24 protein-coding genes are annotated in these 23547 nt (G+C 37.2%); 21 read left to right on the top strand and 3 right to left on the bottom strand.

Going from position 1 to position 23547, the window contains the following annotated elements:
• The first annotated feature begins 17 nt into the window (after positions 1-17).
• The 3 genes from ACFO3L_RS09815 (at position 18) to recQ (ending at position 2956) form a co-directional block, all read left to right on the top strand.
• Complete coding sequence (locus ACFO3L_RS09815; RefSeq protein ID WP_379966725.1) at positions 18-674, top strand: SGNH/GDSL hydrolase family protein; 657 nt, start codon at positions 18-20, stop codon at positions 672-674.
• A complete protein-coding gene (locus ACFO3L_RS09810; protein ID WP_379966722.1) occupies positions 664-1092 on the top strand; it encodes a GNAT family N-acetyltransferase in 429 nt (142 codons plus the stop codon). The genes ACFO3L_RS09815 and ACFO3L_RS09810 overlap by 11 nt, the downstream gene beginning before the upstream one ends.
• A gap of 103 nt (positions 1093-1195) precedes the next feature.
• Entirely contained in the window at positions 1196-2956 is a 1761-nt protein-coding gene (gene recQ / locus ACFO3L_RS09805) for a DNA helicase RecQ (RefSeq protein ID WP_379966719.1), read from the top strand.
• Between the two features lie 40 nt (positions 2957-2996).
• On the opposite strand, the gene ACFO3L_RS09800 is transcribed toward recQ, so the two are convergent.
• Positions 2997-4007 (bottom strand): LacI family DNA-binding transcriptional regulator, encoded by a 1011-nt coding sequence (locus ACFO3L_RS09800; protein WP_379966716.1) that lies wholly within the window; start codon positions 4005-4007, stop codon positions 2997-2999.
• A 226-nt stretch (positions 4008-4233) separates the two neighbouring features.
• On the opposite strand from ACFO3L_RS09800, the gene ACFO3L_RS09795 reads away from it, so the two are divergent.
• The 13 genes from ACFO3L_RS09795 to ACFO3L_RS09735 all read left to right on the top strand — a co-directional run bounded on the left by ACFO3L_RS09795 (position 4234) and on the right by ACFO3L_RS09735 (position 17619).
• On the top strand, positions 4234-5496 hold the full coding sequence (locus ACFO3L_RS09795; RefSeq protein ID WP_379966713.1) for an extracellular solute-binding protein: 1263 nt from the start codon (positions 4234-4236) through the stop codon (positions 5494-5496).
• A gap of 69 nt (positions 5497-5565) precedes the next feature.
• Positions 5566-6846, top strand: coding sequence for an ABC transporter permease subunit (locus ACFO3L_RS09790; RefSeq protein ID WP_379966710.1), 1281 nt, complete (start codon positions 5566-5568; stop codon positions 6844-6846).
• A 4-nt stretch (positions 6847-6850) separates the two neighbouring features.
• Positions 6851-7708 carry a sugar ABC transporter permease gene (locus ACFO3L_RS09785; protein ID WP_379966707.1) on the top strand — a complete coding sequence of 286 codons (858 nt, stop codon included), beginning with the start codon at positions 6851-6853 and terminating at the stop codon, positions 7706-7708.
• A gap of 9 nt (positions 7709-7717) precedes the next feature.
• Complete coding sequence (locus ACFO3L_RS09780; protein WP_379966704.1) at positions 7718-9763, top strand: beta-galactosidase; 2046 nt, start codon at positions 7718-7720, stop codon at positions 9761-9763.
• A gap of 194 nt (positions 9764-9957) precedes the next feature.
• Positions 9958-10569 (top strand): LysR family transcriptional regulator, encoded by a 612-nt coding sequence (locus ACFO3L_RS09775; RefSeq protein WP_379966701.1) that lies wholly within the window; start codon positions 9958-9960, stop codon positions 10567-10569.
• A 48-nt stretch (positions 10570-10617) separates the two neighbouring features.
• Positions 10618-10866, top strand: coding sequence for a type 2 periplasmic-binding domain-containing protein (locus ACFO3L_RS09770; RefSeq protein WP_379966698.1), 249 nt, complete (start codon positions 10618-10620; stop codon positions 10864-10866).
• A 205-nt stretch (positions 10867-11071) separates the two neighbouring features.
• Positions 11072-12250 carry an acetyl-CoA C-acetyltransferase gene (locus tag ACFO3L_RS09765; protein WP_379966749.1) on the top strand — a complete coding sequence of 393 codons (1179 nt, stop codon included), beginning with the start codon at positions 11072-11074 and terminating at the stop codon, positions 12248-12250.
• 38 nt (positions 12251-12288) lie between these two features.
• On the top strand, positions 12289-13140 hold the full coding sequence (locus tag ACFO3L_RS09760) for a 3-hydroxybutyryl-CoA dehydrogenase (protein WP_379966695.1): 852 nt from the start codon (positions 12289-12291) through the stop codon (positions 13138-13140).
• Positions 13141-13155: 15 nt separating this feature from the next.
• Complete coding sequence (locus ACFO3L_RS09755) at positions 13156-13938, top strand: enoyl-CoA hydratase-related protein (RefSeq protein ID WP_455293692.1); 783 nt, start codon at positions 13156-13158, stop codon at positions 13936-13938.
• 9 nt (positions 13939-13947) lie between these two features.
• Positions 13948-14679 carry a CoA transferase subunit A gene (locus ACFO3L_RS09750; protein ID WP_379966692.1) on the top strand — a complete coding sequence of 244 codons (732 nt, stop codon included), beginning with the start codon at positions 13948-13950 and terminating at the stop codon, positions 14677-14679.
• Positions 14679-15332, top strand: coding sequence for a 3-oxoacid CoA-transferase subunit B (locus ACFO3L_RS09745; protein ID WP_379966689.1), 654 nt, complete (start codon positions 14679-14681; stop codon positions 15330-15332). Before ACFO3L_RS09750 ends, ACFO3L_RS09745 begins: the two co-directional genes overlap by 1 nt.
• 64 nt (positions 15333-15396) lie before the next feature.
• Entirely contained in the window at positions 15397-16557 is a 1161-nt protein-coding gene (locus ACFO3L_RS09740) for a hypothetical protein (RefSeq protein WP_379966686.1), read from the top strand.
• 135 nt (positions 16558-16692) lie between these two features.
• The gene (locus ACFO3L_RS09735) at positions 16693-17619 is read left to right on the top strand and encodes a DUF561 domain-containing protein (RefSeq protein ID WP_379966683.1); all 927 of its coding nucleotides are present in this window, start codon (positions 16693-16695) and stop codon (positions 17617-17619) included.
• 486 nt (positions 17620-18105) lie between these two features.
• Here ACFO3L_RS09735 and ACFO3L_RS09730 read toward each other — a convergent pair whose 3' ends face one another.
• Both ACFO3L_RS09730 and ACFO3L_RS09725 read right to left on the bottom strand, forming a co-directional pair.
• Positions 18106-18657 (bottom strand): beta-class carbonic anhydrase, encoded by a 552-nt coding sequence (locus ACFO3L_RS09730; RefSeq protein ID WP_379966680.1) that lies wholly within the window; start codon positions 18655-18657, stop codon positions 18106-18108.
• Positions 18658-18675: 18 nt separating this feature from the next.
• Positions 18676-19359 carry a YoaK family protein gene (locus ACFO3L_RS09725; protein ID WP_379966677.1) on the bottom strand — a complete coding sequence of 228 codons (684 nt, stop codon included), beginning with the start codon at positions 19357-19359 and terminating at the stop codon, positions 18676-18678.
• A 231-nt stretch (positions 19360-19590) separates the two neighbouring features.
• Between ACFO3L_RS09725 and ACFO3L_RS09720 the strand changes: the two genes are divergently transcribed.
• The 5 genes from ACFO3L_RS09720 to ACFO3L_RS09700 all read left to right on the top strand — a co-directional run bounded on the left by ACFO3L_RS09720 (position 19591) and on the right by ACFO3L_RS09700 (position 23540).
• Positions 19591-22065, top strand: coding sequence for a vitamin B12-dependent ribonucleotide reductase (locus ACFO3L_RS09720; RefSeq protein WP_379966674.1), 2475 nt, complete (start codon positions 19591-19593; stop codon positions 22063-22065).
• A gap of 13 nt (positions 22066-22078) precedes the next feature.
• A complete protein-coding gene (locus ACFO3L_RS09715) occupies positions 22079-22645 on the top strand; it encodes a cob(I)yrinic acid a,c-diamide adenosyltransferase (RefSeq protein WP_379966671.1) in 567 nt (188 codons plus the stop codon).
• 314 nt (positions 22646-22959) lie between these two features.
• Complete coding sequence (locus ACFO3L_RS09710; protein WP_379966668.1) at positions 22960-23151, top strand: hypothetical protein; 192 nt, start codon at positions 22960-22962, stop codon at positions 23149-23151.
• A gap of 3 nt (positions 23152-23154) precedes the next feature.
• Positions 23155-23367 (top strand): GNAT family N-acetyltransferase, encoded by a 213-nt coding sequence (locus ACFO3L_RS09705; RefSeq protein WP_379966665.1) that lies wholly within the window; start codon positions 23155-23157, stop codon positions 23365-23367.
• On the top strand, positions 23367-23540 hold the full coding sequence (locus ACFO3L_RS09700; protein ID WP_379966662.1) for a GNAT family N-acetyltransferase: 174 nt from the start codon (positions 23367-23369) through the stop codon (positions 23538-23540). Before ACFO3L_RS09705 ends, ACFO3L_RS09700 begins: the two co-directional genes overlap by 1 nt.
• The last annotated feature ends 7 nt before the right edge of the window (positions 23541-23547 follow it).

Below are 23547 nucleotides of genomic sequence, written 5' to 3'. Positions count from 1 at the left end.
AGAAGGAGAAAATAAAAATGAACATTGAAAAAGAGTCGAAAATCCTTTTTATTGGGGATTCAGTCACAGATGTGGGGCGTGATTACCAAAGTTATCCAGGCAGTTTTGATAGTTTAGGAAATGGTTATGTCGCGCTTATCTCGCAAGCTTTAACCGCTATCTATCCCGGTCATTTACTTAAGGTGATGAACAAAGGCATCAATGGCAATCGCGTCACGGATTTAGCCGAGCGTTGGCAAACAGATGTCCTTGATTTACAGCCGGACTATGTCTCGATTTTAATTGGGATTAATGACGTTTGGCGTTTCTTTGATCAACCGTTTCAACATCCAACAGATTTGGTCAGTTTAAATCTATTTGAAGAAACGTATCAGCAGCTAATTGATCAAACAAAAGCGAAGGTTAAAGGAATCTTTTTATTAAGTCCATTTATGTTTGAAACCAATCTTGAGGACCTGATGTTTAAGCAATTAAAGCAATATCAGGCAGTCGTGAAGATGTTAGCTGAGAAAAATGAATTACAATTTATTGATTTGCAAGTGGTTGTTGACAAATATTTAGACAAACAATCGAGCTATATTTTATCAGGGGATCGTGTCCACCCGAATCAAAATGGTCATTTTCTAATTGCTAATGCGCTCTTAAAAGAAATGGGGTTTGAATTTGGAAAATAAAATTCATTTACAAACGATTGATCCAGAGACATTGAGTGTTGCTTTGGAAAAAATTTTCTCAAATCAAAAGTCGGAAGTTGGAATTGAAGACTTACCAGAAAAATTGCTGGCCTTTGCTGTATTCGATCAAGACAAAATTGTGGGTGGTATTCTTGCTAAACAATCCTATGAATCCATCTATATTAATTTATTAGCAGTGGATCCGGCTTACCGAGAGCAACGAGTAGGTAGCCGTTTGATGAAGAAAATTGAGGAGTTGGCAATAATACAAGGAACTATCCAAATTACACTGACGACGATGAGTTATCAGGCATTAGGCTTTTATCAAAAACAAGGTTATGTCGTTTTTGGCTCGTTAGAAGACATGCCAATGCGTGGTGTCACGAAATATTATTTACATAAGCGTTTAAAAGCGTAAGGATTTGTAAAAAATGAAAAAAGCAATCAAAGATTTGGTATACTAAGACCATAACATTGATTGTTTTCTTTTTGTGTTTCGCTAAAGCAATCAATTTGAGGAGATGAATCTAATTAATACAAAGCAACAAATTTTAGCAGAAAAATTTGGCTATACCGAGTTTCGTCCCGGTCAAGAAGCCATTATTGATACGATTTTGAACCGAGAAAATGTCTTAGGAATTATGCCAACAGGTGGGGGAAAGTCGGTTTGCTACCAACTGCCCGCCTTAATGTTAGATGGTTTAACGCTGGTGATTTCACCTTTAATTTCTTTAATGAAAGACCAAGTGGACCAGCTAAACGAAATGGGGATTCCTGCCACTTATATTAATAGTACGTTATCTCAAGAAGAAACCAATCAACGCTTCCGCCAAGTCGGACAAGGAGAAGTTAAACTGCTTTATGTCGCACCCGAGCGTTTGACGAGTTTTGATTTTCAGGAATTACTACGATATGTGCCACTTAGTTTACTAGCTGTTGATGAAGCGCACTGTATTTCACAATGGGGGCATGATTTCCGCCCGAGTTATTTAAGTGTTGCCGAAACAATTCAACAGTTTGATCAAAAACCACCGATTGTCGCTTTAACGGCTACAGCAACACCACAAGTTGCAGAAGATATTTGTCAGCGTTTAGGTATCCCCTATGGTAATGAAATTAAAACCGGATTTGCCCGTGAAAATTTATCCTTTCAAGTGGTGAAAAATCAAAAAGATGTTTATTTATTAGAATATTTGCGTTTGAATAAGGAACAAGCAGGCATTATTTATGCAAGTACCCGTAAAGAAGTTGAGCGCATTTATCAATTATTAACACACCATAAAATCAAAGCGGGAAGATACCATGCGGGACTTAGCGAAGGGGAACGTTCGAATAATCAGGAAGCTTTTTTATACGATCGTATTTCAGTGATTGTTGCGACGAATGCTTTTGGGATGGGGATTAATAAGAGCAACGTTCGTTTTGTGATTCATGCTCAGATGCCAGGAAATATTGAATCATATTATCAAGAAGCCGGACGTGCCGGACGTGATGGCTTACCGAGTGAAGCGATTTTAATGTATGGCGCGCAAGATATTCAAATTCAGCAGTTCTTTATTGAACAATCAGAATCGGATATCACTTATCGTCAAAGCGAACATGTCAAATTGCAGGAAATGAATCAATACGCCCATACGCAAATGTGTTTGCAACGTTACATTTTACGTTATTTTGGAGAAGAAAATGCGACTGATTGCCATCAATGTAGTAATTGTCTAGATGAACGTGAAGTCGTTGATATTACTGTTGAAACACAAAAAGTTTTATCTTGTGTCAAACGAATGGGCGAGCGTTTTGGTAAATCCCTCGTAGCAAAAGTTTTGACTGGTTCTAATGATCAAAAAGTTAAACAATGGCGTTTCGAGCAATTACCGACACATGGGTTGATGAAAGATTGGACGCAAAAAGATTTAACGGGTTTGATTGATTACTTAACCGCAGAAGGTTATTTAACACCATCAGAAGGGCAATTTCCTACGTTATCTGTTTCAAATAAAGGTGTCCAAGTCTTACTAGGAAAAGAAAACGTTTCGCGTAAACAAAACGTTTTGAAGCAAATTGTGGCCGATGATGAGCTGTTTGAGAAACTCCGGAGTCTACGTTTAGAAATTGCCCAAGAACAAAGCTTGCCACCATATATTATTTTTTCTGATCAAACATTAAAAGAATTGGCAGAAAAACAACCACAAAATTCTTTAGCCTTTTTAGATATAAAAGGAGTCGGACAAAATAAATTAGACAAGTATGGCGAAGCCTTTTTAGCTTTGTTGAAACATGAATAACAAACGGAGACGTGAAAAAGACACGTCTCCGTTTGTTATTTTATTTCGTTTTTTCATCAAATAAAAAACTTTTACGTTCAATCAATTTCGCGCCGACAAGGACCGTTTTCGTAATTTCACGAGGATAGATTAATTGATCAACAAGCATGTCAATCGAAGTTCGTGCAAGCTCTTCAACGTCAATTCGGAAAGTTGTTAATGGGGGTGAGACAAATTTGGCAATATCGTTGTCATTAACACTGATTAGTTCGAGACGATCAGGAATCATAATACCGACTTCATTGAAAGCTTGCAAAGCACCGACTGCAATCGTATCTGATGCAACAAAAATACATTCTGGCAAATCGTCACCTAGTTGTTCAATCATTTGTTTCGTTAATTGGTATCCTTGTTTTACAGTAAATTTACCACCTGAAAACACGTATTTTTCTTTTAGTTTCTCTTTTTGAGTTAAGTATTGCCGAAAGGTCACTTCCCGTGAATCAATTTCATCTAAATTTATATCTGGATTATGATAAGCTCCACCGATAAATCCAATTTTCTCATATCCCTTTTTCAAAAAAAGATCAATGGCATGACGTGTCATACGATCGGTATCAGGTTTTACGGTATCAAACATTTCAGGCTCAGAATTCATTTCTAAAAAGACGCCATTGGGACATATTATTTTCAGCTGTCGCATCTCTTCTTTTGAAAAAAAGCCAACGCCGATAAAACCGGAAATATTTTTTGGAAGGCTTTGAATCCCGTCTTCATGCTTAATTGTTAAAATGTCGAGATTGTTTTCTTGGGCATATTTTTCAATGGTTAAACGCAGTTGATGAAAATATAAATCTTGTAATTCTTCTTGATTAGTCATCCAAAAAAGGAGAGCAATTTTCTCAATTGTTGTTTTGATTTTTGAACGATCATAGCCTAAAGAAAGAGCAGTATTAATAATTGTTTTTCTTGTTTGTTCACTAACCGATAAGGAAGTGTCGCCTTTTAGTAATCGAGAAACAGTTGCTTGGGAAAAACCCGATACTTCGGCAATTTTCTTAATAGTAGTCATCCTCTCACCTCAACTTAAGTATATAGTAAACGGTTCATTTAGTAAATAAATTTACCGTAAATTTTCAATTGTTTAAAAACGTGATTCTATCAGCCTTTTTGATGTTTTTTTAGATTTTTTAGTGAATAAAAATAAAAAATATAGTAAAAAAGATTTACAAATCAGATAAATTAATTTACTATATTGAGTGAGGATAACGTTTTCAAAAATGAGAGGAGAAAAAATGATGAAGAAATTTTTAGGATTTTTATTATTGGGTACATTAACTTTAGGATTGGCAGCCTGTGGTCCAGGTGAAGAAACGAGTGGTGGCAAGCCATCTAAAGAAGATAAAAAAGAATATGACTTACTTGTCTGGGAAGATCAAGACAAAAAATCAGGGATTGAAGAGGCAGTTAAACAATTTGAAGAGGAACATGATGTAAAAATTAAAGTTGTTGAAAAAGCTTATGCGGGTCAAATTGAAGACTTACGATTGGATGGGCCAGCTGGTACTGGACCAGACGTAATTACGATTCCAGCCGATCAAATCGGAACTGCCGTAACAGAAGGGTTACTGGCAAAATTGGATGTTGCAGATGGAGTGAAAAGTATTTACACGGAATCAGCGATGCAGTCTCAAATTGTTGAAGGTGAGATTTATGGATTACCAAAAGCGGTGGAAACACAAATTTTATATTATAACAAAGATATTATTTCAGAAGCTGATTTACCAGAAACGACGGATGAGTGGCTTGAATATTCAAAAGCGGTCACAGATAAAGAAAAATTTGGTTTATTAGCATTGTGGGATCAAATTTATTATGCGCAAGGTGTTTTGGGCGGTTACGGTGGTTATGTCTTTGGACAAGACAGTGAAGGCAATTATTTAGCAGAAGATATTGGTTTAGCGAATGAAGATGCGATTAAAGGTGCAGAGTACATTCAACAATTTTATCAATCAGGTGTTTTTCCAACAGGAATCATCGGTGAACAAGGAATTAATGTTTTAGACTCTCTATTCACCGAGGGGAAAGCTGCTGCAGTTATTTCTGGACCTTGGAATTTAACTCCCTATAAAGAAGCAGGAATTAATTATGGAGTGAAAGAACTACCAATTTTAGGCAATGGCGAGCATATGAGTTCATTTATTGGTGTCAAGAGTTACAACGTAAGTAGCTACTCAAAAAATACAGAATTAGCTCAAGAATTTGTCGAGTTTATTACGAATGCTGAAAATTCGGCTGTTCGATATGAAAAAACTTCTGAAGTTCCAGCCGTTGCATCCTTGTCAGAAGATCCAATTATTCAAGCAAGCGAAAGTGCTGTTGCGGTGTCTAAACAATCGCAACATGCGGTCTTAACACCGTCGATTACAGCGATGAATTCAGTATGGGAACCAATTGATGCTGCATTACAAACAATTGCAACTGGCAAAGGTGAACCTAAGAAAGTTCTACCACAGGCGGTTGAACAAATTCAAGCATCGATTGCAGCAACTGGAAAATAAAGAAAGAATGACTGTGACACTCATTGAGATACGAGTGTCACAGTTTCAATGATAAAGGGAGGGTGCTTTATGGAGAGCACAATTAAATCAACCGCAATTCACGCTAAAAGAGCGACTTTATTATCAATTATTCCAGGTGGGGGTCAATTTTATAATCACCAAAAAATTAAAGGAACTCTATTTTTAGGGACAGCAATCTTATATCTTTTTGTTTTTAAAGATCTGTTTAATATGGGAATATGGGGATTAGTGACCCTAGGAACGGAAGTCCCCCGTGATAATTCTATTTTTTTACTAGCAGAAGGATTAGTTGCACTTATTGTTATTTTGTTTGGAATTTTTTTCTATTACTTAAATTTACGCGACGCTTATAAAAATGGAGAACTCCGCGATCAGAATTTGAGAGTCAATTCAATCAAAGAAAGTTACCATGCGCTACTTGCAGAAGGCTATCCCTATTTATTAAGTAGTCCAGCATTTATGTTACTAGTATTTTCAGTTGTCTTTCCAATTTTGTTTAGTATCGCATTAGCTTTTACGAATTATGATTTGTATCATTCAGCACCTGCTAACTTGGCGGACTGGGTCGGTTTGGATACATTTAAACAAATCTTTACAGTCGATATTTGGCGTGCGACATTTTTTAATGTATTAGGTTGGACAGTCATTTGGACACTTGTGGCTTCAACATTACAAGTAGCTTTAGGCATTTTTTTAGCAGTTGTTGTGCATCAAAAAAAATTACGTTTTAAACGTTTTTTCCGGACAATTTTAGTTTTACCTTGGGCAGTCCCTGGTTTTGTGACGATTTTGATTTTTGCGGGGATGTTTAATGATAGTTTTGGAGCAATTAACAATACGATTTTAGCATTCTTCAACGTTTCACCCATCCCTTGGTTAACGGATGCCAATTGGACAAGACTAGCCTTATTGATGATTCAAGGATGGTTGGGATTCCCTTATATTTTTATTGTGACAACAGGAACCTTACAATCTATCCCAGAAGATTTATATGAAGCATCAACAATTGATGGTGCAACCGCCATTCAACAGTTCCGTAAAATTACGTTGCCATTATTACTTTATGCTATGGCACCAATCTTAATCACACAATATACCTTTAATTTCAATAATTTTAATATAATTTACTTGTTTAATGCAGGTGGTCCAGCTGTTCCTGGATCAACAGCTGGGGGAACGGATATTTTGGTTTCATGGATTTATAAATTAACGATGCAAAATAGCCAATATGCACTGGCAGCAGCATTGACTATCTTACTGTCCATCTTCGTAATCGGTATTGCAATTTGGCAATTCAAACGGACAAATTCATTTAAGGAGGAAGCTTAAAATGATGTCAAAAACAAAAAGTATAAAAAATCAAAATAGAACAAAGCTTGTTTTATCATACGGCTTACTACTCTTGATGGTTGTCATTATTGTTTATCCATTACTGTGGACCATAGGAGCTAGTTTTAATCCGGGAAATAGTTTGGTTAGTACAAGTCTGATTCCTAAAAACCCTACAGTTGGGCATTATACAAAACTTTTTGCGAATGAAGGTAGCCTTTTTTATGGACAGTGGTATTTGAATTCTTTAAAAATTAGTGTCTTTACAATGATTTTATCATTGATATTTGTTTCAATGACCGCATATTCTTTTTCTAGATTCCGTTTTAAAGGACGTAAGAATGGTTTGATTTTATTTTTACTTCTACAAATGATTCCGCAGTTTTCAGCTTTAATTGCAATTTTTGTTTTGGCACAAATGTTAGGATTAATTAATAGTCACATGTTGTTAATTTTAATTTATGTTGGAGGACAAATACCGATGAATACGTATTTACTAAAAGGGTATTTTGACTCCATCCCGATGGATTTGGATGAAAGTGCTAAAATCGATGGTGCTAGCAATACTCGAATCTTTTTACAAATTATTTTGCCGCTTTCTCGACCAATGTTAGCAGTCGTTGCGATGAACGGTTTCACAGGACCGTTGGGTGATTTTGCGCTTTCTTCTGTTTTGCTCAGAAGTCCAGAGTATTACACATTACCAATCGGGCTGTATAAATTAGTGACCGATAAAATGGGTGCTAGCTACACGACTTTTGCAGCAGGAGCGATTTTAATTAGTATCCCAATCGCACTGGTCTTTATTGCTTTACAAAAACACTTTGTCAGCGGGTTGACTGCTGGAGGTACGAAAGGATAAGAATATAAAATGACACGTTATGAGTTAGAAGATCGTTTATTACATGGAGGCGACTATAACCCGGATCAGTGGTTAGATCATCCAGAAATTTTGGAGAAAGATCTTGAATTAATGAAAAAATCAAAGTCTAATACGTTCTCCATTGGTATGTTTTCTTGGAGTCAATTAGAACCACGAGAAGGGGAATTTCACTTTGAATGGCTAGATAAAGTGATGGATGATATTTATTCAATTGGTGGCAACGTCATTTTAGCAACTCCAAGTGGCGCCCGGCCAGCTTGGATGTCAAAGAAATATCCTGAAGTTTTACGAACAAATGATAAGCGTGAAAAAATGCTCCATGGTGGGCGTCACAATCATTGTTTCTCTTCGCCTGTCTATCGTGAAAAAATTGCGATTATGAATCAAAAATTAGTTGAGCGTTACGGTAACCATCCGGCACTATTTATGTGGCATATTTCAAACGAATACTCTGGGGAGTGCCATTGTGACTACTGCCAAGCCAATTTTCGAGAATGGTTAAAAAACAAATATGGCTCACTCAAATCTTTAAATGATGCCTGGTGGGCTCCATTTTGGAGTCATGCATACTCAGACTGGTCAGAGATTGAATCACCGTCTTCTATTGGTGAGACCATGGTTCACGGTCATAATTTAGATTGGAAGCGATTTGTTACGCATCAAACGATTGATTTTTACGAGCATGAAATAAAAGACTTACGTCGACTAACCCCTGAGGTTCCAATTACAACCAACTTCATGGCCGACACACACGATCTTATTCCATTTCAAAGTTTGGACTATGGCCAATTCGCTAAGCATGTCGATGTGATTAGTTGGGATTGTTATCCAGCATGGCACAATGATTGGGAAACAACAGCTGATTTAGCGAGTAAAGTCGGTTTCATTAATGATCAATATCGAAGCATGAAACAAAAGCCATTCTTAATTATGGAATCCACACCAAGTGGCGTAAACTGGCACGATGTTAATAAGATGAAACGTCCCGGCATGCACTTATTGTCTTCAATGCAATTCATTGCACACGGTTCAGATAGTAATTTGTATTTCCAGTGGCGTAAATCACGTGGCTCATCAGAAAAATTCCATGGCGCTGTCGTAGATCATGACAACAGCGAAGAAAACCGTGTGTTCCAAGATGTCAAAGCAGTCGGTGAGGCATTGGAAAAAATTAAAGAAATTAAAGGGAGTTACAAAGCAGCCAAGGTTGCGATTCTTTATGACTGGGAAAATAATTGGGCTTTAAATGATGCCCAAGGATTCTCAAATGCTTCTAAACGTTACCCACAGACCCTACAAGAGCACTATCGTTATTTCTGGAATCACGACATTGCGGTTGAAGTCGTAACATCAGAAGCGGATTTAAGTAAGTATGACTTAGTAATAGCGCCAATGATGTATTTGATCCGTGAAGACGTGATGGCGCGCTTTGCATCCTTTGTTTCACAGGGAGGGATTTTAGTTTCAACTTATATTACTGGTTATGTGAATGAAAATGATTTAACCTATTTAGGTGGCTGGCCACAGCAATTACAAGAGATTTTTGGAATCTCAGTGAAAGAAACGGATACCTTATATCCAAACGACCGTAATCAATTACGCTACGGAGCTCAAACATTTGAAGTCAAAGATTATTGCACTATCCTAGAATTAGGAACCGCGGAATCGATTGTTTATTATGAAGAAGATTTCTATGCGAAGACACCAGCCGTTACGAAAAATAATTATGGTCAAGGCCAAGCGTACTTTATTGGAGCAAGAACGGGGCTTGATTTCTTAGAAGTCATTTATGATCAGATTGCTAAAGAGACAACGTTAGCCAATTCATGGGTAATTAAAGGGGATAAAGAAGTCTCTGTTCAATCCCGTGATTTTGATGAGGAATCTTACTACTTTGTGATGAATTTTTCAGAATCAAATAAAATGATTGAGGTAGCAAGTGAAAGCTTGGATTTGATTACGAATACAAGCAAAGATTGCCAACTAGAATTAAAACCTTATGAAGTATTGTTACTAAAATTAAAACAGAATTAAGTACGACGTCTAATCGAATCACCTGGCATCTCCAGGTGCATTTGATTAGGCGTTTTTGTTTGTTTGAATCGGATAATAAGGTGATTTGATTAGACTATTAAATAAATTAATAGTCTTAATTTGAAAGCGTTGTCTGATAGTCGGAAGTATGTAGTAAACTAGAGAGGAAGAAACAAATCTGGAGGCGTTTACGGATGGACATTTATCAACTCGATTACTTTATAAAAATTGTTGAATCAGAAGGGAATCTGACGTTGGCTGCTAAAAAAGCCAATGTCTCACAATCATCACTAAGTCAATTAATCTCAAACTTTGAAAAGTCGGAGAACATTGAATTGTTTTACCGACAAAATGGGCGCCTAAAAAAACTCACGCCAACGGGAGAAAAGTACTATGCCTATGCACTGAAAGTCCGAAAACTTCATTTTGAAATGCATGATATGGTTCGCCGGGACTCCTTGAAGAAAAAAGGTCGGATTCGTGTCGGTATCCCCTCGTTAATTTTACGGATTTACTTCACTACTTTTTTTACAAAATTAATCGTTAAAAATGAAGATGTCAAAATTGAAATTGTTGAAGCGGGCTCACACAAATTGCATCAATTGCTCCTGCGCGGTGAACTCGATTTAGCTGTTTTAATTCATCCAGCTTACTTGAATAAAGAAAAATTTGAGGAATTTACTTTAATTAGCGATGAATTTGGCGCTTTTATGAGTATTGATCATCCATTGGCTCAAAGAAAAAAATTGGAGTGGGCGGAAGTTGAAAATTATCCTCTAGCGACCTTTAATCGGGATTTTTCGTAAAATAAATTAATTGTTGATCGTTTACGACAAGAAGGCATTACGAAAGAAATGAATTTTACTTCTTCATCTTGGGATTTTTTAACAGAAGTTGCACGAGAATCCGATGCAGTTGCTTTATTACCTGCTCCAATCAAAGAACAACTTCACAAAGAAGTTAAAATGATCCACTTTAAAGACCCAGTTCCTTTTGAAATTTTACTCACTCGACCGGTGAAAGAAAATTATGCGAGTTTAGAAAAATATGTGAAGGGCGCCATCTTGCACTGCTTCGCCAGTCGAAATTCAAGAGAAAAATAGTGTGATTCACACTATTTTTTTTTGCTTTTTTAGTTGAATAATGAAAGCTAAAGGTTCGTGAAATACGAACTATTAATTTTATTAAACAAAAGGCCTAATTTTATTAATTTGTAAACGGTTACAAACGGAGTTACATTAAGAGTGTGATTTGCGCAAACAACAAAAGCCAACAAGTAAATTAGAAATGGAAAGGTGTTTAAACGTTATGAAAGAAGTTATCATTGTATCGGCTTTAAGAACAGCAATTGGCTCTTTTGGAGGAGCATTTAAAAACGTATCTGCGGTGGATTTAGGTGCAGAGGTAATTAAAAAATCTTTAGAGCAGTTGAATTTATTACCTGAAGAAGTAGACGAAGTGATTTTAGGTAATGTGTTAAACGCTGGAAAGGGACAAAACGTAGCACGACAAGTTTCAATAGCAGCAGGGATTCCACAAGGTGTTCCGGCTTTAACGATTAATCAAGTGTGTGGCTCAGGACTTCGCTCAGTGATGTTAGCTGCTCAAACCATTATCAGCGGTGATAACCAAGTCGTGATTGCAGGTGGAACAGAAAGCATGAGCCAAGCAGCCTACGTATTGGATGATTACCGTTGGGGAGCTCGTATGGGACACGGCCAAGTGGTTGATACGATGATAAAAGATGGGTTAACTGATAGTTTCTACGATATTCATATGGGAATCACAGCTGAAAATATTAGTGAATTGTATCAGATTGATCGAGAAACACAAGATCAATTAGCGGTTGCTAGCCAAAATAAAGCAGAAGCAGCAATTAAGAGTGGTCGTTTCAAAGACGAAATTATTCCTATTCACATTCCACAAAAAAGAAAAGACGACCTGATTGTTGATACCGACGAATTTCCAAGATTTGGTGCAACGTTAGAAGGATTAAGCAAATTAAAACCAGCCTTTAAAAAAGAAGGAACAGTGACAGCTGCTAATGCGTCAGGTATTAACGATGGTGCTGCAATTTTAATTGTTATGAGCAAAGAAAAAGCGGAACAATTAGGTTTAGAACCATTAGTTACGATTAAAGCGCATGCGACGTCAGGGGTCGACCCATTGATTATGGGAACTGGTCCAATTCCAGCGACAAGAAAAGCTTTAGAAAAAGCCGGAATGACGGTTGCAGATTTAGATTTAGTCGAAGCCAATGAAGCTTTTGCGGCACAAGCATTATGTGTGGTGAATGAATTAAATATTCGCCCAGAAATTGTCAATGTCAATGGTGGAGCAATCGCCCTAGGACATCCAATCGGTGCAAGTGGCGCTCGTGTGCTAGTGACACTGATTCATGAGATGTTAAAACGTGATGCACACAATGGTCTAGCAACACTATGTATTGGTGGTGGCCAAGGGGTTTCATTAATTGTTGAAAGATAAGAAATAAAAAATAAAAATAAATAATTGGAGTGTTGTTCATGTCTATCAAAAAAGTAATGGTCGTTGGTTCAGGCCAAATGGGTGCAGGTATTGCACAAGTATTTGCTAAAGCAGGAATGCAAGTTTATTTGAATGATATTTCAGAAGAAATTGTAAGCGGAAACATTAATAAAATCGAAAAACAATTAGCCAGTCAAGTGAAAAAAGAACGCTTAACAGAAGATGAAAAAGTCGTAATTATGTCTCGAATCCAAGCGTCAACTTCTTATGAATCAGCTAAAGAAGTCGATTTGGTTGTTGAAGCTGCAACAGAAAGAAAAGATATTAAATTATCAATTTTTAAACAGTTAGATGAAGTTGCTGCAGAACATACGATTTTAGCAACAAATACATCTTCACTATCCATTACTGAAATTGCTTTAGCAACGAAACGCCCAGACAAAGTAATCGGTATGCATTTCTTTAATCCAGCACCCGTCATGAAATTGGTAGAAATTATTTCTGGTTTAACAACATCTGTCGAAACGAAAACAGCAATTCAAGAAGTAACAAAAGAAATCGGCAAAACTGGTGTGGAAGTGAAAGACTCATACGGATTCGTTGTGAATCGTATTTTAATTCCAATGATTAATGAAGCTTCATTTGTTTTAGCAGAAAATGTGGCAACAGCTGAAGAAATCGATCAAGCGATGAAATTAGGTGCGAACCACCCATTAGGCCCATTAGCCTTAGGTGATTTAATCGGTTTAGATGTTGTTCTAGCAATTATGAATGTCTTATATGATGGGTTTAAAGATCCGAAATATCGCGTATCACCAATCATTCAAAAATATGTTGAAGCGGGATGGTTAGGTAGAAAAACAGGCAAAGGTTTTTTTGATTATAACTAAAAGGAGCGTCCTATTATGAATATGTTATCTTGTGTTGAATATAAAACAGAGGAAAAAATCGGGATTTTAACGATTAATCGTCCGAAAGCGTTGAATGCTTTAAACTCAGAAGTCTTATACGCATTAGAGGTGCTATTAGAAAAAATTGAAATTGATGACATTCAAGTTTTGATTATTACTGGTAGTGGCGAAAAAGCTTTTGTTGCTGGGGCAGATATTACCGAAATGGCAGATATGGATACGACAGAAGCGACAAAATTCTCTGAAAAAGGCAATCGCGTATTCTCAAAAATTGAAAACTTCAAAATTCCAGTTATTGCCGCAGTTAATGGCTTTGCTTTAGGTGGCGGTTGTGAGTTAGCTTTATCAGCAGATATTCGTATCGCTTCAAGTAATGCTAAATTTGGTCAACCAGAAGTGGGGTTAGGCATCATTCCAGGCTTTGGTGGCACACAACGTTTAGCACGGACAATTGGTATGTCAAGAGCGAAAGAGTTGATTTTCTCAGGCAAAGTCATTTCAGCTGAAGTTGCTGAGCGCATTGGCTTAGTTAATACGGTTGTTGAACAAGCAGAATTAATGAATGAAACATTGGCATTGGCTAAAAAAATTGCTGCTCAAGCACCATTAGCGATTGAAAAAGGTAAAAAAGTCATGAATGAAGGCATCGACATGACAATTGGTCAAGGACTTGATTATGAAGTTGCATCATTTGGTGCTTTGTTTTCAACACAAGATCAAAAAGAAGGTATGAGTGCATTTGTTGAAAAAAGAAAAGCAAAATTTGAGAGCAGATAGGAGATTATCATGAATAAAATTAAGACCGTTGAAGAAGCGATTCAATTAATTAAACCAAATTCAAGTATGATGGTATCAGGATTTTTAGGAGTTAGTTCTCCAATTCGTTTAATCGAAAAATTGGCAGAGCATAAAGAAATCAATGATTTAACGTTGATCATGTCAGTAGCATCTTATCCGATGAAACCGCATGATATTGAAGCATTATTATTAAACAAACAAGTTAAAAAATACATTGGTGCACACGTAGGCACATCAAAAGAGTTAAGTCGCCAATACTTAAATAATGAAATTGAAGTTGAGTTTTGTCCAATGGGAACATTAGCAGAACGAATCCATGCTGGTGGTGCTGGATTAGGAGCGGTTGTGACACCAGTTGGCGTTGGAACACAACAAGAAGAAGAACATGAAGTGATTGAAGTAGAAGGTGAAAAATATTTACTTTATACACCATTAAAAGCAGACTATGCTTTAATTAGAGGATTTAAAGCCGACAAACAAGGAAATATCATGGCACGTGGTACAAGTAAATCAGCTATTTTACAAATGGCATTAGCAGGTAAAACAGTCATTGCTGAAGTAAATGAAATTGTTGAAGTTGGCGAAATTGCACCGGATGATGTGGAAGTACCTGGACCATTAGTTGATTACATTGTTCAAGGCGATACCTTTGAAGAGTCTAGAGCTTACTTCAATGAGTTATGGTCAAGTACAAATCAATTAAAAGTGGAGGTAGAATAATGAATCCAAAAGAGATTATTTCAAGAAGAATTGCACAAGAATTTACTGATAATTCAGTCGTAAACTTAGGTTTTGGTATCCCAAATGCGGCGGCTAATTATATTCCAGAAGGAATTAACGTTTTCTTACAGGCTGAAAATGGCGCGTTGAGTTTTGGTGCAACACCAACAGCAGAAACATCTGATCCAGATTTAGGTAACTCAGGTGGCGCACCAATTACTTTATTACCAGGTGCATCAACTTTTGATATGTTAACATCATTTGCGATTATTCGTGGTGGGCACGTAGATATGACCGTTTTAGGTGCTTTAGAAGTTGCTGAAAATGGCGATATTGCCAACTGGTTAATCCCAGGCGTTTTAGCACCAGGAATGGGTGGCGCGATGGATCTACTAGTTGGTGCCAAAAAAGTGGTTGTTTCATTACAACACACAGATAAAAAAGGCAATTCAAAAGTCTTAAAACGTTGTTCATTACCGTTATCAGCAGCGGGTGTGGTGAATATGATTATTACCAACCTAGCAGTCTTTGAAGTGGTTGAAGGTGGGCTATTATTAATTGAAACAGCACCAGGAGTAAGTGTGGAAGAAGTATTGGAGAAAACAGAAGCAACAGTCATTGTTTCAGAGAATGTAAAAGAAATGGTTTTATAATAACTAGGTGAAGCGAGGTTAACCTAGTTAATCTCGCTTTCTTCTTTAGAAAAGGGAGACGGTCATGGAAAAATATGTTATGGAAAAAAAGTTTAAGAATCCGTTAATCAGTGGGGCATTATCTGTTATTGCACTTGTTATTATTGCTTCGGTTGGATGGGTTCTTTGGTCAAACATTTGGAAAATGATTATTTTAGCAATTGGTGGCAGTTCAGTTGCCAGCTTGGATCCAGAAATTTTAGGACACTTTTTAAAAGAGTCGGTTGAAGGAACCTTCTTTTGGATGGTCATTTCAACTTGGGTATGGTTTACGTTAAACATGGGGAATTATGGTAAGTACGCAAAAACAACTCAGCAACCACAAGCAGGTATTCGTTATTCAGGCTTGGCTTTCTTAGTTGGGATTGTCGGTTTTGCATTCTTTGTAACCTTCCTTGGATTATGGTGGGAACCATTTAACTGGCAAGTCTTGTTTAGACCGGTGGACGATGCGCAAGCACTTCTAGCCATTAAAGGTTGGTCAGCGATTAACTTCTTTGCGTTATCCGTTATTTTAGCTCAAATTCCATTAGTTAGTCTCTTTAGCAAATATCCATTTAGCAAGTACAGTAAAGAGCCGTGGACAGTGGCGTTTGGTACCCTTTCATTAGGTCTGTTTTTAGCACTCTTGAATTGGATTGCTTTTATTGTTCCAAGCTTTATGACGTTACAAATTGATGGTGTGAATGTGACGAGTCAACCATTTGGTTCATGGGCAACTGCTTTAGCATGGTGTCAATTGTTTATTTTCTTCTTCTTAATTCCAGCAGAAGGTGGCGAAGGCTATCCGCAAAAGTTCATTACAACGAAACAACCATTGGAAGGCTTTATTGGTTTAGGCATTGCTGTAGGGGGCGCGTTCTTATTCTTACCAATTTTAAGAAACCTTCTAACACCGTTAGCTGATTCAGTTGGTATTGCACCTGATTTAGCAGTTGCTTCATTTGTGTTAACGATTATCAATGTGCTCTTAACTTGGCATCATCATTTTGATGACTATCCGAATAAAGACATGGTACCTTCTGCGGCAGGCAGAATTCTAGCTCAACTAGGTATCGTGATTATAGTCGGTGCAGTCTTAGGAATTTTATGGATCAAATATTTACACATCTGGCCATTTGGTGGCAATGACTTAGGTTTAGGTCATCCAATGTTAGGTATTATGGGGGGCAATTTGTTTATATGATGCCAATGTTATTTATGAATACATTCTTTGATAAATGGCCAATGGCAAAAAGTATTAAACAATAATATGTTATAATAAGAGAGTCAGGGAGTGCGATGCTCCCTCACTCTTAAATATAGAAAAGAGGAAAGTAAAATGAAATTAATTAATGAATTACTCGGCATTGAATATCCAATTTTCCAAGGAGCGATGGCACAGATTTCAACCTCACAATTAGCAGGAGCTGTTTCAGAAGCTGGTGGTTTAGGTATTATTGCTTCAGGTGGCATGACCGCAGATCAATTAAGAGAAGAAATCAAAAAGACAAGAGAAATCACAAGTAAACCATTTGCAGTTAACGTGATGTTAATGATGGAAAATTGTGACGAAATTGTTGATGTTATTTTAGAATCTAATGTGAAGATAATCACAACAGGGGCAGGAACACCAAAGAAATACATGCCTAAATTAAAAGAAGCTGGCGTGATTGTAATCCCGGTTGTTCCAAGTGCAAAATTAGCAAAAAAAATGGAAGAGTTAGGCGTGGATGCCGTTGTGGCAGAAGGAATGGAAGCTGGTGGTCACATTGGTCAAGTTGCAACCATGCCGTTAGTTGCCGCAGTGACTAAAGCTGTATCGATTCCAGTTGTCGCTGCAGGTGGCTTTTCAGATGGTCGCAGTTTAGCAGCAGCTTTTGCGATGGGAGCAGCAGGAATTCAAATGGGAACCGTCTATCTTGCATCTGAAGAGTGTCCGATTCCAGCAAGCTTTAAAGAAAAAGTACTTGAATCCATTGAAACATCAACCGTAGTTACAGGTCGACGCAATGGTGCACCTGTCAGAACAATTCGTAATGCGATGACTGTCCATTATTTAGAATTAGAAAATCAAGATGTGCCTCGTGAAGAACTAGAAAAATTAACTATGGGCTCACTAGCCAAAGCGGTTGTCGAAGGCGATGTTGAAAATGGTTCGTTAATGGCGGGTCAAATCTTAGGCAATATTCACTCGATCCGACCAGTCGCACAAATTCATCAAGAAATCATAGAAGAATACCGCCAAATTAAATTACCGGTATTATAAACCAAACGATCAATAAAAATAAGTCCCTCCTCAATCACGCGATAAACGGTAGATTGAGGAGGGACTTATTTTTATAGTAGCCTCCTATTGAGTTAAACGCTCCAAAGCAATAACCTCTTATTGAAACGGTATTTTTAAAGCTGATACTCGGAGATAAGCTTGTTTCCGATAAAAATAAAAGAGCTATTTTTTCGAAAACCTTCTTATCTCTCGTATCACCTACTTTAAAAATAACCTCTTATCTCAAACGGTATAAAAAAATCAGGGATTCGGTCATAAGCCAAAATATTTTCAAAAGTAAAAATCACTTTTGAAATATTCTGTTCTTATGCATCGTCCCTGAACACTTTTTATTATAACCTCTTATCAAACGGTATTGTTGGAGCAACTGTTCGGAGTTAACGCAACCTATGGATAAAATTAAAAACCGATTTTTTCATAGGTTTTGTTAACTCTCACAGCTGACCGCTCCAAAGCAATAACCTCTTATTTCACTATTCTTAATTTTCCGGTGTTTGGGTTAATGACAAAGCCGCGGACTTCGACGTCTTTGGAGATTAATGGATGGTTGATAACAGCATCGACTGTTTTAGCAACGGATTCTTCAACGTTATCAAAGCCTTCCAACCAGCGGGCGGTATCGAAGCTATCCGAATTAAACGTTTCAAAGGCTTCTTTTGAAATCCCACGGTCTTTCATTTTTTCAAGTAAAGGAGAATTATCAACATGGCTCATTCCGCAATCATCATGTCCAATGACCATGACTTGTTTAATATCAAAGGCATAAATCGATACGACTAAACTACGAATCGTTGATCCAACTGGACTCGTAATCATGCCACCTGCATTTTTAATGGTCTTGGCATCGCCATTTTTAATGCCTAGCGCTGCAGGTAATAGTTCAGTTAAACGACTATCCATACAGGTTAAAATCGCTAATTTCTTATTTGGATTGCTATCGGTTTGATAGGGTAAGTACTCCTTGTTTTCTACAAAAGCTTCGTTGTACGATAAAATATCTTGAAAAACTTGTTTCATTTCCTCGTCTCCTTTAAATTAGCGTAGCGTGATAAAATTTTTCTTCTCCACGCTTCTAAATATTATAATAAAAAAGATGAGTAAAAGTAAAATGATTGAGACTCCACCAAGTAAGGTTTTCGTTGGAATGTCCGGTTGTAGAATACCTGCCAGAAAAGCACCGGAGACAGCCACAATCCAAATTAATAAATCAAGTGCAGGTGATTTCCAAGAGGTTTTCTTTTGTAAGAGTTGCGATAAGGAAGCACCAAGTGAATGAAGGACACCGGAAAAAAAGGTTCGGCCAACGATTTTATCTCCAACTTCGATTTGAATCGCATTTTGTAATCCCATGGCAATTGTTAAAGGTAGGTGCGTCCATTCTCCGGGGAAAGTAAAATGCAGCATGATATAGCTACTTAAAATCAAAAGGGTTTCGACTGATAAGATACTGATTAATTTATAATTAGGAAAATGACTTTTAAGTTGATCACCCAAAAAGGCGCCAAAAACAAAGCCTGAGATAATTAGTAAATAAGGGAAGGCTTGTTTAAAATGCCCATCGGCTAAATAAAAGGCGAAACGGGTTGAATTGCCGCTCATAAAAGATAAAAACATGCCGCCGATGCTAAATAAACCTAAAATATCAATGAAGCCAGACAGGCCACTGAGAAATAAAGCGAGAATTATTTTTCGTCTGTAATAAGGTTCGGTTGCTTTCAATAGTGATTGGTTCCTTTCGAATTTAAGTAGTAATAATCAGAAATTTAATAAAAAATTTATGCGTATCTAGTATAGCTTTTAATAGCGAAAAAGCCCACATTCTTAGTGAGAATCATTCTCACTTATCAGAAAATAGTGAAAATGTCAATGTTGAAAAATACAATATATGGTGGTAATATTCATTTAGTGATACTATATATTGTGTTTCATGAATTTTAAGGGGTGTTTTCAATGATAACAAATAAAATTGAGAATTTAAATACAATCATTCCTGGATTCCCAGGGATTTATCCGATTACAGCTGAGATGCAGCAACATTTTTCCGGTATTTCGCGTTTAATTATGCTTGATCGTTATGCCGCGAAAGACCCAACAGGAGAAACACTTGTTATTGGTGACTTAGTCGTTTTAACGACAAAACCCGATCCACAGTATCCGGCACGTGGGTTAGGAAATGTTATCGCTATTCAAGATGATATCTTGGAAATTGAAGTAGAAGAAGAATTCCGTAGTGCTTTGTCAGGCGAAGAAGCAAGTACGGGTCGTGTTTTTCGCCCAATAACTGAAATCGAAAAACCATTAGAACTTTATTACGAGCAAATTGCCAAACGTGTCGCGCATGGAATTGCCAAAGAAGAGCAATCACCTAAAAAATATGCAGCAGCTTTTGATGCTTTCTATGAACAATTAGTCAGTCAAAATCTCATTCCAGCAGGACGTGTTTTATATGGTGCAGGTACGGATTCACAGGTGACGTACTTCAACTGCTATGTCATGCCTTTCATTCATGATTCTCGCGATGGTTTAGCCAACCACCGTAAGGAAGTTATGGAAATTATGAGTCGTGGGGGCGGCGTTGGAACGAATGGGTCAACGTTACGTCCACGTTCGGCGATTGTCCGTGGGGTGAGTGGTAAATCTTCCGGTTCTGTTTCTTGGTTGAATGATTTAGCAAACTTGACCCATTTAGTCGAACAAGGCGGAAGCCGTCGTGGCGCTCAAATGATTATGATGGCTGATTGGCACCCAGATATTTTTGAATTTATTTTAGCGAAAATGCAAAATCCAACCATCTTACGTCACCTAATTCAAACGACATCAAATGCAACGATTCGCCGTTTAGCTGAAGAAAAATTACAGTTTACCCCACTTAATCCAAGTGAGAAAGCAGCATTAGAACACTTATTGCAATCAGATTTTGCTAAAGATGAAGCAAATCAAACATTTATCGCAGAGGCAAAAATGAAACTACAAGAAGGCGGGACTTATAGCGTCACAAATAGTGAATTCCTATCGGGCGCCAATATTTCGGTTTGTCTAACGAAAAATTTCATGGATGCGGTTGAGGCAGATACTACATATGCATTACGTTTTCCAGCAATTGAACAATATGATGAAACTCAAATGACTGATTATGACCAAAATTGGGCTGAAATCGGTGATGTGCGCGAGTGGGAAGCAACCGGTCGTAAGGTGAAGAGGTATCAAGAAATTAAAGCGCGTGAATTATGGGATTTAATTACTTTTTGTGCGACCTATTCAGCAGAACCAGGTATTTTCTTTATCGATAACGCCAACGAAATGACCAATGCCACGGCTTATGGTCAAAAAGTTGTCGCAACTAACCCTTGTGGCGAACAACCGTTAACGCCTTATGCAGTCTGCAACTTAGCGGCAGTCAACTTGGCGCACATGGTCAATAAAGAAACGAAATCAGTGGACTTTGAAAAGCTCGCGCATGCGGTCGAAACGAGCGTCCGTTTCCAGGATAACGTGATTGACGCCACACCTTATTTCTTTGATAAAAATGAAAAACAAGCCAAAGGTGAACGGCGTGTCGGATTAGGAGTTATGGGCTTAGCTGATTTATTAATTTATTGTGAAAAAACGTATGGTTCTGTTGAAGGCAATGCTTTAGTTGATCAAGTATTTGAAAAAATAGCGGTAACGGCCTATCAAACATCGATTGAATTAGCCAAAGAAAAAGGTAGTTTTCCATTCTTGATTGGTAAAACCGATGCCGAAACGCGAAAATTGCGCGAAAGGTTCATCGATTCGGGCTACATGAAAAAAATGCCAGCTGAAATTCGCGAAGGTATTTTAGAACATGGTATTCGAAACTCCCACTTATTGACGGTGGCACCAACCGGATCAACCGGAACAATGGCCGGGGTTTCAACTGGACTAGAGCCTTATTTCTCATTTTCTTATTTCCGTAGTGGTCGCTTAGGGAAATTCATTGAAGTCAATGCTGAGATTGTTGAAGAATATTTAGAAAATGAACCCCAAGCATCAAAAGCTGATTTACCAGAATTCTTTGTTTCAGCGATGGAATTGACACCCGAAGCTCACGTTGATGTTCAATGTGTTATTCAACGCTGGGTAGATAGTTCAATTTCGAAGACGGTCAATGCACCGCGTGGTTATTCGGTTCAACAAGTCGCAAAAATTTACGAAAATCTATATAGCGGTGGTGCAAAAGGCGGCACCGTCTATGTTGATGGTAGCCGTGATTCACAAGTTCTAACGTTAGAAGCGGTTGAAAATGATCAGACTGCCAACTTAGAAATTAAAACAGAAAATATTATTCATGAAATAGATGAAACGAATGAGAAATGTCCGATTTGTTTAGAAGGAACGATTGAAGAAATTGGCGGTTGCAGTACGTGTACCAATTGTAAAGTACAATTAAAATGTGGCCTGTAAGGAGGTTATGCGCGTGAAAATCTATACTAAAAGTGGCGATCATGGCAAAACAAGTATTATTGGTGGTGAACGACTGGCGAAGTCTGATCCTCGGATTCATGCTTATGGGAGCCTCGATGAAACCAATGCTTGGATTGGCGAAATCATTTCTCAATTAGCCGATGAACACCTTGAACTTCAAAAAGAGTTGTTACAATTGCAAGTTTTGTTGTTTGATATTGGAACTGATTTAGCAACTCCCGAGGGTATCCGTGATTATATCGTTAATCAACAACATTTATTAGAAGTCGAAAGTTTAATCGATGCCTACGCCAAAAAAGTCCCGCTGATTGAAAAATTTGTCTTACCAGGTGGTCACTTATTGGCCAGTCATTTTCATATTGCACGGACTGTGACACGTCGTGCGGAACGTGAAATTACGCAGCTAGTTAGCGATGGTATTCCGATTAATTTACATGCATTCAAAGTTGTTAACCGCTTGTCTGATTTGTTCTTCATCTTAGCCCGTTATATGAATTTTGTTTATGATGTCAAAGAACCTTTTTATGAACGAGCAGGGAAAGTTTTTCATAATGATTAATTAAAGCAAATAAAAGTAAAAGTAAATGTACTAACAAAGAACTAAGAAAAGTGGATAATATTCTGCTCATCTTGGTTCTTTATTGTTTAAAATACTAGTGCGAAAAGATAGCCCCTATCGTTGTAGAGAGCGTATACATTATGAGTCTTTTGTGACATAATAATATAATAAATAACTAAGATTGATAAAATTTGAGGATGAATATATAAGGGTGACGGTATCCTTTTTGAAGAAGGGAAAAAAGTTTATGAGTAAACGAGTAGGGGAATTTTTCATTACTAGCTGTTAATGAGTTGGATGCATCTATAGGTGAGATGTTGAAACTAACATCAGAACAAAAGAAGAAAAATTTAGTTCTCAGTGTGCCTGAAGCTATTCAAGAAGCGGCTACGAATCCTTTTGCAAAAGCATATTTCATTTGTCTCAATCAAGAAATCATTGGTTACACGGCAGTTGTTTTTGATGAAACAATTCCAGAACCTGATAAACGTAATTGGTTGTGGTAGTTTATGATTGATCAAAACCATCAAGCAAAAGGCTATGCCTCAAAAGCGTTAGTTTTAATCATTGATTATATGTTTCAGAATGCTAAAGAAAAAGTTATTACATTGTCGACAAAGCCAGATAATGAACCAGCGTTACAACTATATAAGAAATTTGGTTTTATTGAAACCGGAGAGCAAAATGGTAATAAGATTATTTTACAAAAATATTTAATATAATGGCACTAGAAAATATACATCCAGATAAAAAACTAACGGTTGCGGCTTCAATTACGGCACGACCCTTCTTTGAAAGTCAGGGTTATCAAGTTGTTCAACAAAATCAAGTCTTTATCAAAGACGTTCCTTTTGTTAATTTTTTAATGGAAAAATCAATATATTATACACCTTGAGCATATC

It is taken from the genome of Enterococcus eurekensis (genome assembly GCF_042654605.1).
Taxonomy (GTDB): domain Bacteria; phylum Bacillota; class Bacilli; order Lactobacillales; family Enterococcaceae; genus Enterococcus_I; species Enterococcus_I eurekensis.
This window is presented reverse-complemented; position numbering and strand designations above follow the sequence as displayed.